This is a genomic window from Actinacidiphila bryophytorum (assembly GCF_016916835.1).
Classification (GTDB): Bacteria; Actinomycetota; Actinomycetes; order Streptomycetales; family Streptomycetaceae; genus Actinacidiphila; species Actinacidiphila bryophytorum.
In genome coordinates, this window is record NZ_JAFFIX010000017.1 from 83709 (window position 1) to 98668 (window position 14960).

General features: G+C 70.3%; 16 protein-coding genes. 14 read left to right on the forward strand and 2 right to left on the reverse strand.

The genetic code is table 11. From position 1 onward, the window contains the following. The first annotated feature begins 162 nt into the window (after positions 1-162). From JT723_RS23105 to JT723_RS23170, 14 genes are all read left to right on the forward strand, one after another. The gene (locus JT723_RS23105) at positions 163-429 is read left to right on the forward strand and encodes a DUF6284 family protein (protein ID WP_205046675.1); all 267 of its coding nucleotides are present in this window, start codon (positions 163-165) and stop codon (positions 427-429) included. Next, positions 426-917 (forward strand): Pycsar system effector family protein, encoded by a 492-nt coding sequence (locus JT723_RS23110; protein WP_251512974.1) that lies wholly within the window; start codon positions 426-428, stop codon positions 915-917. Before JT723_RS23105 ends, JT723_RS23110 begins: the two co-directional genes overlap by 4 nt. Beyond that, positions 914-1867, forward strand: coding sequence for a DUF2637 domain-containing protein (locus JT723_RS23115; protein WP_205046676.1), 954 nt, complete (start codon positions 914-916; stop codon positions 1865-1867). Before JT723_RS23110 ends, JT723_RS23115 begins: the two co-directional genes overlap by 4 nt. After that, positions 1867-2256, forward strand: coding sequence for an RRQRL motif-containing zinc-binding protein (locus JT723_RS23120; protein ID WP_205046677.1), 390 nt, complete (start codon positions 1867-1869; stop codon positions 2254-2256). Before JT723_RS23115 ends, JT723_RS23120 begins: the two co-directional genes overlap by 1 nt. Before the next feature lie 123 nt (positions 2257-2379). After that, positions 2380-4632 (forward strand): FtsK/SpoIIIE domain-containing protein, encoded by a 2253-nt coding sequence (locus tag JT723_RS23125; RefSeq protein WP_205046678.1) that lies wholly within the window; start codon positions 2380-2382, stop codon positions 4630-4632. Positions 4633-4772: 140 nt separating this feature from the next. Next, positions 4773-5072, forward strand: coding sequence for a hypothetical protein (locus JT723_RS23130; protein WP_205046679.1), 300 nt, complete (start codon positions 4773-4775; stop codon positions 5070-5072). Continuing rightward, positions 5069-5263, forward strand: coding sequence for a hypothetical protein (locus JT723_RS23135; protein WP_205046680.1), 195 nt, complete (start codon positions 5069-5071; stop codon positions 5261-5263). The genes JT723_RS23130 and JT723_RS23135 overlap by 4 nt, the downstream gene beginning before the upstream one ends. 20 nt (positions 5264-5283) lie before the next feature. Then, positions 5284-5895: a hypothetical protein gene (locus JT723_RS23140; RefSeq protein WP_205046681.1), complete on the forward strand. Its 612-nt coding sequence runs from the start codon at positions 5284-5286 to the stop codon at positions 5893-5895. 86 nt (positions 5896-5981) lie between these two features. Next, on the forward strand, positions 5982-6890 hold the full coding sequence (locus JT723_RS23145) for a bifunctional DNA primase/polymerase (protein WP_205046682.1): 909 nt from the start codon (positions 5982-5984) through the stop codon (positions 6888-6890). After that, a complete protein-coding gene (locus tag JT723_RS23150) occupies positions 6887-7252 on the forward strand; it encodes a hypothetical protein (RefSeq protein WP_205046683.1) in 366 nt (121 codons plus the stop codon). The genes JT723_RS23145 and JT723_RS23150 overlap by 4 nt, the downstream gene beginning before the upstream one ends. Beyond that, positions 7249-8430, forward strand: coding sequence for a DUF3631 domain-containing protein (locus JT723_RS23155; protein WP_205046684.1), 1182 nt, complete (start codon positions 7249-7251; stop codon positions 8428-8430). The genes JT723_RS23150 and JT723_RS23155 overlap by 4 nt, the downstream gene beginning before the upstream one ends. 207 nt (positions 8431-8637) lie before the next feature. After that, the gene (locus JT723_RS23160; RefSeq protein ID WP_205046685.1) at positions 8638-8832 is read left to right on the forward strand and encodes a helix-turn-helix transcriptional regulator; all 195 of its coding nucleotides are present in this window, start codon (positions 8638-8640) and stop codon (positions 8830-8832) included. Positions 8833-8910: 78 nt separating this feature from the next. Next, on the forward strand, positions 8911-10176 hold the full coding sequence (locus JT723_RS23165) for a tyrosine-type recombinase/integrase (RefSeq protein ID WP_205046686.1): 1266 nt from the start codon (positions 8911-8913) through the stop codon (positions 10174-10176). 249 nt (positions 10177-10425) lie between these two features. Next, a complete protein-coding gene (locus JT723_RS23170; RefSeq protein ID WP_205046687.1) occupies positions 10426-12120 on the forward strand; it encodes a penicillin-binding transpeptidase domain-containing protein in 1695 nt (564 codons plus the stop codon). Between the two features lie 269 nt (positions 12121-12389). On the opposite strand, the gene JT723_RS23175 is transcribed toward JT723_RS23170, so the two are convergent. Further along, positions 12390-13487 (reverse strand): cytochrome P450 family protein, encoded by a 1098-nt coding sequence (locus JT723_RS23175; RefSeq protein ID WP_251512976.1) that lies wholly within the window; start codon positions 13485-13487, stop codon positions 12390-12392. After that, positions 13484-14956: a cytochrome P450 gene (locus JT723_RS35395; RefSeq protein ID WP_240166055.1), complete on the reverse strand. Its 1473-nt coding sequence runs from the start codon at positions 14954-14956 to the stop codon at positions 13484-13486. The genes JT723_RS23175 and JT723_RS35395 overlap by 4 nt, the downstream gene beginning before the upstream one ends. Positions 14957-14960: the final 4 nt, after the last annotated feature.

The following is a 14960-nucleotide window of genomic DNA, read 5'->3' on the forward strand; positions in this document are numbered from 1 at the left end:
CCCGAGTCGAAAAGGCGGTCTGCGCGTGACGTTCCGCGCCTGCTCCACCGACCGGCTTCGGCTGGTTCTTGAACTACCCACCAACCACAACGGCGCGCGCCCCCGGAGCTGTAACTCCGGGGGCGCTGTTCGGGCCGTTCCACCTGTGAGGGAGCACGACCCATGAGAAGTATCTTCCCTGATCACGACCGTGGCACCACCACGAACCTGGACCGTGAGCCGACGGCCGATGAGCTTGCGGCGATCGACAAGGAGATGCCCGTGATCCTCGCCGACATCGACCTGTTGGACGCGCAAATCATGCTGCTGGACCGGCAGCCGAACGAGCTGGACGCACGGCGCATCCGCCGTGCAGAGCACAAGCTCATGACCGCCCGCCGCGACCTGGCCAACAGCTCCCGGGAGTTCCCGGCCGGGGGTGCGGCGTGAGCACGGACAGCGTGGCGCGGCCGGTCGACTCGTCACGTACGGAGGCGAATCTGGATGCGGCGCGCGCTGATGTGAAGGCGGAGATCGCCCGCACGGACGCGAAGGTGTCGCTGCTGCTGGCGTTCGTCGGTGCGCTGCTCGCGGGGGTGTGGACGGTCGGCTCCGGCCGACACCTTCCCGTCGCTGCCGAGGTGCTGGGTGGCGCGGGGGTTTCGCTGTTAGCGGCCGTGGCGGGTGTGCTGCTGCGTGCGGCCCGTCCGAACCTTGGTGGTGCCCGGCCTGTGGGCTTTCCCCGCTGGGCCACGCTGACCGCGGACGAGCTGCGTGCGGAGCTGGCCAGTGATGACCGGCCGCAGCACATCGCGGAGTTGTCGCGGATCGCGGTGGCCAAGTTCGTCCACCTGCGGCGCGCGATCGACCTCACCTGCCTCGCCGGGGCCCTGCTCATCGCGACCTTCGCGGTGACGGTGGCGGGGGGTGCGCGATGACCGCGGCCGGGAGTGCGCGGCCGGAGCTGCCGCCGCTGGCGCGCGGAGACCGAATCCTCCTTGGCGCCGCCACGGTGTTCGGGGTGGGTGTCGGCGGGGTCGGTCTGGCCCTGTCGTTCGACACCGTGTCGGCCGCGGGTGCCCGCTGGGGGTTCACCACTCCGCAGATGCTGCCGCTGGCCATCGACCTCGCGATTCCGGTGTTCACCGTGATCAATCTGCTGTTGATCCGGATGGACATGGCGCTGTCGTGGGTGCGGTTCGTGCCATGGGCGCTGACGCTCGTGACGTGCTGGCTGAACATCGCCGCGGGCACGTCGGCGTCGGCGAAGGTCGCGCACGGCACGATGCCCATGCTGTGGGTGGCGCTGTCCGAGGTAGCAGCTCACGTCTACGCCGCGCGGATCGGTGCGGTGACCGGGCGGCGGATGGAGAAGATCCGCCGATCCCGCTGGGTCCTCGCTCCGATCACCACCTTCGCTCTGTGGCGGCGGATGACGCTGTGGGAGATCACCTCCTACACCGAGGCACTGAACCGCGAGCGGGACCGACAACTCATCCGCGCCGACCTCCGGCAGGAGCACGGACGGCGCTGGCGGTCGCAGACCGACCGCCGCACGCGGGTGCTGCTCAAGCTGGGGGAACTCGCCCCCGCCGCTCCCGATCCCGGTCCGCCCGCTGAGCCGCCGATTCGGCCGGCCGAACCGAAGCCTGTCCCGCGCCAGCGCCGCAGCAAGCCTGCGGGCAAGGCGCCGACCGGCCGCCGCACCCTGGACGACCTCATGGCCCAGGCGCGCGCACTGACCGCGGACTGGCCCGATGCCCACCTGACCGCGGACCGTCTGCGGGAAGGGCTGCACTGCGGCGCCGCGCAGGCCCGCTCCCTCCGCGACGCGCTCAAGACTGAACGTGCCGCCGCGCCCGCTACGGCTCTGGGAGCGGCTGCCTGATGTCGCCGACGTTCGGCCAGTGCTACGACCCGACCGGCGCCACCTGGGGTGTCCCTACGTTCCCGTGGCGGCTCGCCCCGGACGGCATGGCGACCCGCCGACAGCTCCGCGCGAAGGGCCTGCGGCCGGGCGGGCAGCCGATCGCCGCGCAGATCATGCGCCGCTCGCGCCGCCGCAAAGCGGGCTACGCGGTCGCCTACCTCTACCGCATCGACCTCGCGCTGCCGGTCCGGCCGATGACCCCCGGCAAGTGGGCTGCGCACGCCGCGGCGATGACCGCACGGCGGACCTGCCCGCAGTGCCGCACCGACGCCGGATACGTCATCCCCGGCTCGCTCGGCACGTGCGTGCCGTGTGCCTACCCCGAAGAACAGCGCGCCGCCGCCTGACTTTCACCGCTTGGTGAAAGTTACCGGCCTCTCAGATCTTCACGCTTGGAATCGGGCCCGACCGTTCACCTCTCACAGCGTCGGCCGGGCCCGCTCACCCTGCCATTTCTGGAAGGAAGTTCAGTGAAGCACCCCGACGACAGCAACAACGACAAGGACCTGTTCGCCCGACTCGAAGCCGACCTCGCGGCCGACTTCGGCGGTGACGTGGTCGATCTCGACAAGGCCCGTACCGCCCGTACCGCGTCGGCCGACGCGGACACCGACCGGCCCGACTCGGCCGACGCCGCGTCGGCTGGCTCCCACCCCGACCGGTCGGCCGACTTGGGACCGGACGCGTCGGACGACGCGAAGCCGGTCCTTGCCGACTCCCCGGCCGTCTCCGGGCCCGGCTACCTGGACCGCATCAAGGGGTCCAAGCGCATCCCCGTCGTTCCCGTATGGCTCACCTCCCGGGCGGAGTTCACCGACGCCTCCAAGTGGATCGGCGGGCACATCTGGCACACCGTGTGGTTCCACGCGTTCCGCTCCCCGCTCTACGTCGGCAAGTTCGCCCTGCGCACCCCGGCAGGCTTCGCCCGCACCGTCGCCCGCGTGCTGCGGTGGTCGATCGACGCGGAGGGCGAGCCGCTGCGACAGGCCGAAGCCCGACGCGAGAACTCCGAGCTGTACCTGAAACTCTCCCGCCAGCGGGACCGCCGCGTGCGGCTTCGCGTTGCCCTCACCCTGATCAGCGGACTCGGCTCTCTCGGTGTCGCCCTCTACCTGGCGTTCGGTGCGTCGCCGCTCACGCAGTTCCTCGCCGCCATGCTGGCGGTCGGCACCTTCGGATACCTCGGTGCGCCGGCCGATGCGCCGATCTCGTCGCGGGCGGTGGTCAAGACCGAGGTGCAGAAACTCACCTCTGACATGGTCGTCAAGGCCATGGCGTCCATCGGGATCGGGCAGATCGCCAACGCCGTTGCCAAGGGTCAGGAGGGCATCAAGTTCGTTGCCCCGATCACCCGCGAGGGGCCCGGCTGGCGCGCCGACATCGACCTGCCGTTGGGTGTCACGGTCGCCGACGTCGCCGACCGGCGCGCGCGGCTGGCGTCCGCCTTGCGGCGCCCGCTGGGCTGCGTGTGGCCCGACCCGGACCCGAACGAGCACGAGGGACGACTTGTGCTGTGGGTCGGTGACCGGGACCTGTCCAAGACCGGTGCGGTCAAGTGGGGACTTGCCAACGCCAAGCGGCACGACATCTTCGCCCGCATCCCGTTCGGCATCGACCCCCGCGGCCGAGCCCAGTACGTGCCGCTGATCCAGCACAACGTGCTGATCGGCTCGCTCCCCGGACAGGGCAAGACCAGCAGCATCCGCGTGCTGGCCTGCGGCGCCGCCATGGACCCCACCGTGGAAATGTGGCTGCACGAGAACAAGGGCACCGGCGACCTGGACGCGCTGGAGTGCATCTCCCACCGGTTCGTCTCCGGGATCGATGACGAGTCGGTCAAGTACGCGGCCGACTCGCTCAAGCTGCTGCGGGTTGAGGTGATGCGGCGGGCGGCTGCCATCAAGGCACTGCCGCGGGACCTGTGCCCGGACAAGCGCATCACCCGGCAGATCGCCGACAAGAAGTCGCTCAAGCTCCGGCCGCTGCTGGCGATCTTCGATGAGTGCCAGAACCTGTTCGCTCACCCCGAGTACGGCAAGCAGGCAGGCGAGGACGCGGAGTTCATCATCAAACTCGGGCGCGCGCTCGGGGTGATCCTGGTGCTCGCCACGCAGCGCCCCGACAAGGAGTCGCTGCCGACCGGGATCAGCGGCAACGTCTCCATCCGGTTCTGCCTCAAGGTCGCAGGCCAGGTCGAGAACGACATGATCCTCGGCACCTCCGCCTACAAGAACGGCGTGCGCGCCACGCAGTTCCGCCCGGAGATCGACGCCGGTAACGGCTACCTCGCAGGCGCCACCGCCCTGCCCGTCGTGGTCCGCACCGCGTACCTGGACGACCCGGCCACCGACGCCATCGCACAGCGCGCCCTTGCCCTGCGCAAGGCCGAGGGCACGCTGTCCGGGCACGCGCTCGGGGAGGACGCCGAGCGCGCCGCGGGCCCGTCGTATGACCTGCTCGCCGACATCGCCGCGGTAGTGCCCACCACGGAAGAGCGGGTGTGGAACGAGCGGATCGCCGCCCGCCTGGCCGAGCTGCGCCCCGAGGTCTACGCCGGATGGAAGGGCGAGACCGTCACCTCGGCCATCAAGCCCTACGGCATCCGCACCCGCGACATCGCGGGGACGACGGACGACGGGACGCGGACCACACGGCGCGGCATCACCCGTGCCGACCTCACCACCGCCATCACCGAGCGTGACGGAAAGAAGGGTGCGGCCTAGCCGGGAATCGGTGCTACCGGTAGCAGGGCCACCTGCTACCGGTAGCACCCCCGCTAGCGGTCCATGTAGCACCCCACCAGGGATCTAGTACGTAGCACCCGACCTGCGAAAACCCCTGAATCCTGCCCGGAGAGGCTGTCATGACCCTCCTGTTCCTTGCTATCGCCTGCCTGATCGGCGTCACAATGTGTTACGCGGCTGTGTGTGCGGGAAGCCCGTTCGGCCGTTGCCGCAAGTGCAACGGCGTCGGCTACGCCACCAAGGTCAACCGCCGCGGCAAGGTCAGCCGCGGCAAGCCGTGCCGCCGCTGCAAGACCACCGGTCACCGCATACGCGTCGGCCGCCACCTGTTCAACATCGCCCAGCGCCTCTACCGCGAAGGCACCGCACCGGCCGTCAACACTGCGACCGACCGCACGCGTGAGGGGGTCCGCCGATGATGGCGACCGTCTCCCTCGTGCTGCTCTTCGGCGCGCTGCTCGCGTTCCTCCTCAAGACCGGCACGGCCAAAGCCGGAACCACGTTCGTCGCGGTCATGTTCGGCTTCCTCCTCGCCACCACCGGCGCCGCGCAGCCGATCAACCACGCCATCACCGGCACCACAACAGCCGTCGCCAAGTGGCACCCCTGACCGGGATCGGAGACCGTCCCATGAACCAGCCCTTAACCACCGAACCGATCACCTACCGGCACTGGGCAGCCGACTTCGCCCCGAAGGCGGCGCCCGCGCTGGCCACGTCCACCGTGCTGATCCTGGCCCGGATCTGGAACGCCAACGGCGCGCAGCACAGCATCGGCGACGCGTCCGTGATGGGCGTGCTCGCCGCGGGTGCGGCGTTCGCTGGCAACGCGCTCGCCCGCGGCGAGAACGGCGAACCGGTCGCCGCCGCGGTCGGCTTCACCGCCGCGGGAACCTTCGCGCTCGCCGGAGTTGCCGCCTACACCGACGCCCTACCCCTGCCGCTGCTCCTCTGGGCGGTGGCCACCGTCCTGGCCTACGTGCTGGCCTACCGGCACTGGCGCACCGACAAGCGGGAGGCGACCGCATACGAGCGGGCCACCATCGACCGCCGCGAGACACAGCACCACGTCGAAACCATCGAGATTATCCGCGCCCGCGCGGCTGTCGAGACCGCGCAAGCGGGCGGCGCCTACGCCACCGCGCTCGCCGCGGCACTCACCGCCCGCGCCGCGCTCCCCGGCTACGACCCCGCCGTGCTCGCTAGCGCGGGACTGCCGGAACTCCCCACCGCAAACGCCTGACTTCGCCCGGGACGGCCGCTCTCTCGCCAAAGACACCGGCCGTCCCGGCTCACCCGCATTCCCGAAGGAACAGGAGTAGTCCCAGCATGACGCAACGACCCCGTACCGTGCTGCTCGCGGCAGCCTTAACCGCGGCTGAACGCGGCTGGCCCGTCGTCCCTCTGCACCCGCGCAGCAAGATCCCGGCACTCCATGGTGACCGGCGCTGCCCCCGCACCGGGGACTGCACCCATGGGCACCGCACGTTCGAGCAGCGCGCCACCACGGACCCCGAACGCATCCGGCGCTGCTGGAGCGCGGGCGCGTTCAACGTCGGTATCGCCACCGGCCCGGCCGGGCTTGTCGTGGTCGATCTCGACACGCTCAAGCCCAAGGACAAGAAGGGCACGCCTACCGGCGCGGAATCCTTCCTGGCGCTCTGCGAGCGCGCCGGACAGCCCGTCCCCACCACCTACCGCACCCGGACCCCCAGCGGCGGAGAGCACCTGTACTTCGCCGCCCCGGCAGGGGCGCGGCTGCCGAGCAGCTCCGGAAGCCTCGCCCCGAAGATCGACACCCGCGCCTGGGGCGGGCAGGTCGTCGCCCCCGGCAGCGTCACCCGTGACGGTACCTACGCAGTGCTCGACACCTCATCGGTTGCCGCACTGCCCCCGTGGCTCCAAGCCGCCCTGACTGCCCCTGAGAAGCCCGCTACGGGCCCGTACCGGCCGATGCCGGTCCGGGATGCCACCCGGTGTGCCGCGGTCGCTCTGGAGCGCGAGGCTGCCGACGTTGCCGCCCGCACCGAAGTCGGTTGCCGCAACAAGGAGTTGCTGCGCGCAGTGATCCGCATGGGCCGGTTCGTGGCCTGGGGAGACATCGACCGCACCACCGTAGAAGCGGCTTTTCAGGCGGGGGGCGAGTCAGCCGGACTCACCGCTGCCGAGTGCCGCACCACCATCCAAAGCGGCCTGGCCTACTCCCTGCGCACCGTTCGACCCCGGGAGACGCGATGACCACCCCGGGACCCCGCCCCCGCCTGAAAAGCCTCACGCACACCCCGAACCAGCAGCGCTCCGCCGAACCGGCCCCCGCCGCGTCCGGCCGTAGCGCGCCGAAGGTCGCCGCCCGGCAGGGCGCCCTTTCAGCTCTTCTCCCTGACGCGCACCCGGCAGACCAGCGCTACGCGGTCGCGTGGCTGCACGTCATCGCCCCGTCCGACTGGCGCGTCGTGCCGCGAGCGATCTCGCATTGCCAGTGCGGCCGGCACGTCACCGCGCTCGGGTGCGACGACGTCGCCGACCTGATTGCCGCCCACACCGAACACCGCACCCTGTGCCCGCTGCGGGCAACCAATGACGGGAGGAAGGCCGCATGACCAATGACCACCCCGCCGTGTCGTCCGAGGACGGCGCCCGGCTGCTGGACGAGGTAGAAGCCTTTCACCGCCGCTTCAACGTCTTCCCCTCCGAGGCCGCCTACGTCGCGGTGACCCTGTGGGACGCGCACGCGCACCTACTCGACGCTTTCGACTCCACGCCCCGGCTTGCGTTCCTGTCCCCCGAACCGGGCAGTGGCAAATCCCGGGGTCTGGAGATCGTGCAGACCCTCGTACCGCACCCGATGGTCGCCGCGAACGCGTCCGCGTCGGTGCTCTTCCGAGCTGTCGGCGGTCTGGAGAGCCGCCCCACGATCCTGTTCGACGAGATCGACACCGTGTTCAACCCCAAAGCCGGGGGCGACAACGAGCAGCTTCGCGGCTTCATCAACGCAGGCCACCGCCGCGGCGCGGGCATGTGGCGGTGCGTCGGTGACGGCTCCAACCAGCAAGTACAGGAGTTCCCCTCATACTGCGCAGTTGCTGTCGCGGGACTCGGGTCGCTCCCGGACACGATCCTGACCCGGTCCGTCATCATCCGCATGCGCCGACGGGCACCGAACGAGCACGTCGAGCCCTACCGGCAGCGCATTCACGAGAGCCAGGGCAACGCTCTGCGCGACCGCCTCACCGCCTGGGCGGAAACCGTGCGGGAACGCATCGACGGCGCCTTTCCCGAGATGCCCGAGGAGGTCACCGACCGGCCTGCCGACGTATGGGAACCCCTGCTCGCGGTCGCCGACGCAGCCGGGCAAGCGTGGCCGGAGCGGGCGCGGGCCGCGTGCGTGGAACTGGTCAACGCAGCCAAGATCGATGACAAAGGGTCTGTCGGTATCCGGCTGCTGACCGACTTGCGCGACCACGTGTTCAACGGCATCGACCGCCTGCCCACCATCGCCATCCTGGACCGGCTGCACGCGATGGACGAAGCGCCCTGGGCCGACATGAACGGCAAGCCGCTGGACGCCCGGGGCCTGTCCCGGATGCTGCGCGAGTACATGACCGCGGACAACGCCCCCATCGCCGCTCGCAACATCAAGTCCGGCACCAGCGTGATGAAGGGCTACTACGCCACCGATCTCTACGACGCCTGGCAGCGGTACTGCCCCCCTCCCCCGGAAAGTCCGCTACTTCCGCTACCTCCGCTACCTCGCAGCTCAGAGCCCTTGATCAGGTAGCGGCAAGCCGCACCCGATCCGCTACCGCACCGCCCTATCCGCTACCGGCCCGGCCACCACACCACCCAGCCGGTAGCGGACCTATCCGCTACCTCCACCCCTATCCGCTACCTCGATCAAGCCCCTGACCTGGGCGGTAGCGGAGGTAGCGGAAGTAGCGGACCTGACAGGAAGGGGCCGGAAGGCCCCGAACCCCGGAGGACCCACGTGTCCGCACTCCCCGAGCACTTCCTCACCCCCGAAGAACTCGCCGACGTGCTGCGGCTGCCGAGCGTGGAGACCGTCTACGCCTGGCGCAAGAAGCGCACCGGCCCGCCCGGATTCCGCGCAGGAAAACACCTGCGCTACGACCCCGACGCCGTACGCACCTGGATCAACCGGCAAACCACCCAAGCCGCCTGACCCCCGCCACACCCCGACGGCCGGTGACGAGCATCCCCCTCGCCACCGGCCGTCGCCGCGCCCAAGGAGTCACACCACATGGCAGGCCACATCCAAGACCGCTGGTACAAAACCGAAACCAGCACCGACGGCAAACCCACCCGCACCAAAACCGACCGCCACGGCACCGGCATGCGCTACCGCGCCCGCTACATCGGACCCGACGGCACCGAAAAGAGCAAGTCCTTCCCCGACCGCCAACGACGGCTCGCCGAACAATGGCTCGCGCACACTGAAACCGACATGGCTCGCGGGCAGTACGTCGACCCGAAGGCCAGCCGGACCACCTTCCGCCAGTACGCGGAACGCTGGGTGCAGTCGCACCCAGGCGAGATCAACAGTCGTGAGGCAGCCGAACGTCGGCTTCGCCTGCACGCCTTTCCGCACATCGGTTCCCGCCCGCTCGGATCGTTCAAACCGGAGCACATCAGGGCGTGGATCAGCGGGCTGGAGAATACCGTGCCAGCCGAGTCACATCGCCGCATCATCGTCGGGACGGTCTCGGCAGCGCTGAGTGCAGCAGTCGATGACGGCCTGATCTCCAAGAACCCGTGCCACGCCAGGTCCGTACAGCTCCCGAAGCGTGGCAACCCGCACGTCACCCCGTGGACCGCAGCGCAGGTCTTCAAAGTGCAGTCCGCGCTACCGCCACGCTTTCAGGCAAGCGTCGATCCTGGCGCCGGTTGCGGATTGCGGCAGGGTGAGATCTTCGGGCTCTCCGAAGACGAACTCGACTACGACGGGGGCTGGCTCACCGTAGGCCACCAGCTCAAGCGAATCCGCGGGCGGCACGTCTTCGCGCTGCCCAAGGGCGGCAAGGTCCGTGACGTGCCGCTCCCCAATGCCGTAGGAACGGCCCTAAGGGCACACTCGGAGCGGTTCCCATCGGTGGCGGTGACGCTCCCCTGGCGCACCCCAGACGGACCGCTTGTGACGAAGCGGCTCCTCTTCACTGGCCGGGGCGGGGGGCACGTTCGCGTGAGCTACTTCGACGACTTCATGTGGAAGCCCGCCCTGTCGGTTGCTGGGCTCATCCCGACAGTCGGCAAGGGCGAGCGGTACGCGTCCGCACGCGAGCACGGCATGCACGCGCTCAGGCACTTCTACGCCTCGGTGCTGCTGGACGCCGGAGAGAACATCCGGGCGTTGAGCCAGTACCTTGGTCACGCCGATCCAGGATTCACGCTGCGCACGTACACACACCTGATGCCGAGCAGCGAAGGACGCACGCGGAAGGCCGTAGAGAGCGTGTACCTAACGTCCGTCTCTCAAGATCACGGCCCACAGACGGCCCGCGCCGCCTGAGATCCGGCGCACGATCACTAGAATCCCTGGTCGGAGCCATACGGCTCCGACCAGGCGGAACTTCATCTACTTCTTCCCCATCTACACCGGCATGACCATCCCTTACAGCGGGTGGCAGGCCAGGATGTGGTTCGACTCCTGGGTCTAGCGCGGCGGGAGCCCCCCGGCGGCCACAGGCGCAGCAGGTAGAGTGCGACTGGGAGCGCGCTCATTTGAACGCGTTCAGGGGGTGGGAAGAGGGGGGCCTCAATGCCCATGGCACGGGGCGTCAAGACCGGCATCATCGGTGCGGTCTTCGCCGGAATGCTCGGCGTCGCAGGTTACGGCGCCTACAACATCTACTCGAACCTCGACGGCAGCAGCTCCGGCACCAAGCCGGCCGCCGTGGCCGGCAGGGACGAGCCGCTCAGCGCGAAGGACGTCGCCGACACCGCGGCCGACTTCCTGACCGCGTGGTCGTCGGGCGACGACGCGAAGGCCGCCGAGCTGACCGACTCGGTCCAGACCGCGACCGCGGCGCTGGCCGAATACCGCGACAAGGCCGGCATCAGCAAGGTGACGGCCACGGCGGAGCCGACCGACAGCGCGACCGGCTCGACGGCCACCGCGGGTCCGACGGGCGCCGTGGTGTCCTTCACGGTCAAGGCGACGATCTCCTACCAGGGCCTCGCCCCGAAGGTGTGGACGTACGGCTCGACCCTGACCGTCGGCCGCAACACCGTGGGCGACCCGGCCGTCAAGTGGGCGCCCAGCGTCCTGGAGCCGGACCTGAAGGACGGGCTGTCCCTGGTCACGGGCCTTGCCACGTCACCGGAGCTGGACCTGGTCGACCGGCACGGCAAGATCATGACGGCCGAGCAGTACCCGGGCCTGACCGACGTCTTCACCGACCTGCGCAAGCGCTACCAGGACGCGAAGCTCGGCGGCACACCCGGCATCGAGACCTATGTGACCAACGACGCCGGAGAGCTGGTCAAGACGCTCTACGTGGTCAAGCCGGGCACCAACGCCAAGCTCAAGACCACGCTGGACGCCCGCATCCAGGCGGCGGCCGAGAGCGCGGTGAAGAAGTACGGCCAGTCCGGTGTGACCGCGCTTGACACCCGCGACGGCACGATCCTGGCCATGGCCGCGAACCCGCCCGGCGGCACGAACTACGCGCTGGCGCTGCAGCCGCCCGGCTCGACCTTCAAGATCGTGACGGCGACCGCGCTGATGACGGCCCCGGTCACCAAGGACACCCCGCGCCTGACGCCCGACTCGGTCTCGCAGTGCGTCGACGGCTACGCGCCCATCGGCGGCAAGCCGTACCACAACGTCACGCCGAACAAGCAGGACGCGACCTTGTCCTGGGACTTCTCCCGGTCCTGCAACACCGGCTTCATCCGGCTGTCGAAGTACCTGGAGCCGGACTCGCTGACCAAGACCGGTGAGAAGTACTTCGGGCTCGTCGGCGACAGCCGCCCCTGGTACACCGGCACCGGCACCACCGACGGCAGCATCCCCGGCGGCACCGGCGACGAGATGACCTCGGAGATGATCGGCCAGGGCCGGATCCTGATGAACACCCTGAACATGGCCTCGGTCGCCGCCACCGTCCGCGACGGGCGCTTCCACCAGCCCTCGATACTCCAGGACAAGGACCTCATCGAGAACCGGCAGACCTGGAACGCCACACCGCTGCCGGGCCAGGTCAGGCAGAACCTGATGGCGATGATGAAGCTGACCGCCACCAACGGTACGGCCGCCGGCCTCATGACCGGGATGCAGCAGCCCTACGGCGCCAAGACCGGCTCGGCCGAGGAGAACAAGAACGACCTGCCGACGGGCTGGTTCACCGCCTACAGCGGCGACGTGGCGGCCGCCGCGATGGTCATGCAGGGCGACCACGGCAACAAGTCGGCCGGCCCGATCGTCGCGGACGTCCTGCGCGCCGCCCGCTAGGCCGTGTTTTGGAAGTAGCGCCCTCCGCCCACAGGGCGGGCCCCGCGGCGTCTGGTGCGTGCGATCGCAAGGCGGAGGGTCGTCCTCGTAGTGGGCCTGCTCGGACGACTCCGACAACGCAGCGAGCGTGCGTGCCAGGCGTCGCGGGGCAGGCGGGACTTCCGCAACACGGACTAGCCGCGCGGCCCCGTCCCGCACACCCACCGTGCCCCCGCCCGCGGCAGAACCGCGGACGGGGGCACGCACGTACGCGACCGGTGCAGCCGGCCTCAGCCCAGCAGCACCGGCAGCCTCAGGTGTCCGTGCGAGATGAAGGACTCCACCGGCTCCAGCTCCTCCTCCGGCACCGCGAGCGCGAGGCCGGGGAAGCGCTCGAAGAGCGCGGGCAGCGCCACCTCGGCCTCCAGCTGGGCCAGCGGCGCGCCCAGGCAGCGGTGGACGCCGTAGCCGAAGGCCAGGTGCTCCTTGTCGACCCGCGTCACGTCGAAGCGGTCCGCGGTCGGCCCGTGGTGGTCGGGGTGCCGGCCTGCGGCCGCGTAGGAGGCCAGGATCGCCTCGCCCTTGGCGATGTGCACCCCGCGGGTGGTGATGTCCTCGACCGCGTAGCGCAGCGGCAGGCTCGCGACCGGCGCCTCGACCCGCAGCGTCTCCTCGATGACGTCGCTCCAGTTGGCCTTGCCCGCCCTGACCAGCGCGAGCTGCTCGGGGTGGGTGAGCAGGGCGTGGACGGCGTTGTCGAGCAGGTTGACGGTGGTCTCGTGGCCCGCGCTGATCATCAGGATCAGGGTGTCCACCAGCTCGGCCTCGGTCAGCCGGGAGCCGTCCTCCTCGCGGGCGGATATCAGCACACTGGTCAGGTCGTCGCCCGGCGTCTCCCGCTTGAGCGCGACCAGGCCGCTGAGCACCTCGTGGATGCCGGCGAAGGTCGCCACCGCGTCCTCCGCGCTGATCGCGGTGTTGAAGATGTTGTCGACCAGCCGCCGCAGCTCCCTGCCGGTCGCCTCGTCCTCGACGCCGAAGAGCCGGCTGATCACCTGGATCGGGATCGGGTAGCAGTACGCCTCCCGCAGGTCGACCGCCTCGCCGGCCGGCGTCCGCGCGAGGCCGTCGAGCAGGTCCGCGACCATCTGCGTGATCCACGGGCGCATCGCCTCGGTGCGGCGGGCGGTGAAGGCCACCGACACCAGCTTGCGCAGCCGCCGGTGGTCGCCCCCGTAGGCGGTGAACATGTTGGTGACCGCGACCCAGGTGAACAGCGGCCAGTCAGGGGTGATCTCGCCGTTGGCCCAGGCCGCCCAGTGCTGCCGCGGGTCCTTGGAGACCCGGTCGTCGGTCAGCAGCTCCTTGAGCAGTGCCGGGTCGCTCACCGCCCACGCCTGGACCCCCCCAGGAAGTTCCACCAGCGCCGCGGGGCCGCGTTCACGGATACGGGCTCCCTCGGCGTGGATGTCGCGGCCTGCGGGGTCGATGACGAGGGGGCCGGTGCCGGCGTCGGCGACGCCGGGGCGGGCTCGGTTTTCCATTCGGTGACTCCTGAGGGCTCGTCCGCGGCAGCCGGCGCGGTGACGGTGATCGGCGGGTAGACGACGGGCAGGGCGACCAGCGCCCGGTGGAAGGGACCCTGCCGCCACTCCAGCTGGTCGACCTCGCAGTCGAGTTCGATGTCCGGCAGCCGGTCGAGCAGCTTCTCCACCGCGACCGCGGAGATCAGCCGGGCCGGGCTCTTGGCGGGGCAGGTGTGCGGTCCCGCGCTCCACGACAGGTGCGCGCGGTTGCCGCTGCGCCGCTCGCCGCTGAGCGCCGGGTCGGTGTTGGCCGCGGTGAAGCTGACCAGCAGGGGGCGCCCGGCGACCACCTCGACGCCGTCCACCTCGGTGTCCTGCAGGGCGTAGTGCACCGCGTAGTTGGCGATCGGCGGGTCGGCCCACAGGACCTCGTCCAGCGCCTCGTCGACCGGCATGCTGCCGCCCGCCAGGTCGCCGGCGAAGCGGTCGTCGGACAGCAGCAGGAGCAGCGCGTTGCAGATCAGGTTCTGCTCGGGCTCGGTGCCCGCGCCCATCAGCAGGGCCAGCTGGTGCAGCATCTCCTCGTCGCCGAGCTTCGCCGGGTGCGCCATCATCCACGACGTGACGTCGGCGCCGGGCTCGCGGCGCTTGAGCGCGACGAGTTCCGCCAGGCCCTCGGTGAGGATCTGGTTGGCCTTGTCGGCGTCCGCGTCGGCGTCGAAGATGCCGGACATGCCGACGACCAGCTTGTCGCCGATGTCGGCGGGGCAGCCGAAGAGCCGGTTGAAGACCAGCAGTGGCAGCAGCGCCCCGTACTCGCCGAGCAGGTCGGCGTTGCCGCGCGCGCCGATCCGGTCGATGAGGATGTCGGCGCTCTCCTCGACGTAGCCGCGCAGCGCGTTGGGGTCGACCTGGCTGAGGCTGTCGGTGATCACCCCGCGGTAGCGGGCGTGCGCCTCGCCGTCGGACCACAGCGCGTTGGGCCGGTACATCATCATCGGCACCACCGGGCTGTCGGCCGGCACGGAACCGTCGGCGAGCGCCTTCCAGTTGCGCGGGTCCTTCGAGAAGCGCTCGGGGCTGCGCAGCACCTCCAGGGCGCTCTGGTAGCCCAGGACGAGGCTGGCCTCGACGCCGGGGGCGATCTCCACCGGTGCGACGCTGCCCCGGGCGCGCAGCGCCTCGAAGGTCGCCTTGGGGTCGGCGGCGTGCTCGGGCCCGTACAGCCGCAGGGCGCCGCCGCCGGTGTGGGCCGGGCAGCCGGGGGGCGGGGCGGGGGAAGCGGCAGGCTCGGAGGCGGGGGCGGGCTGTGGCGCGCTGGGGGACGTCATCCGG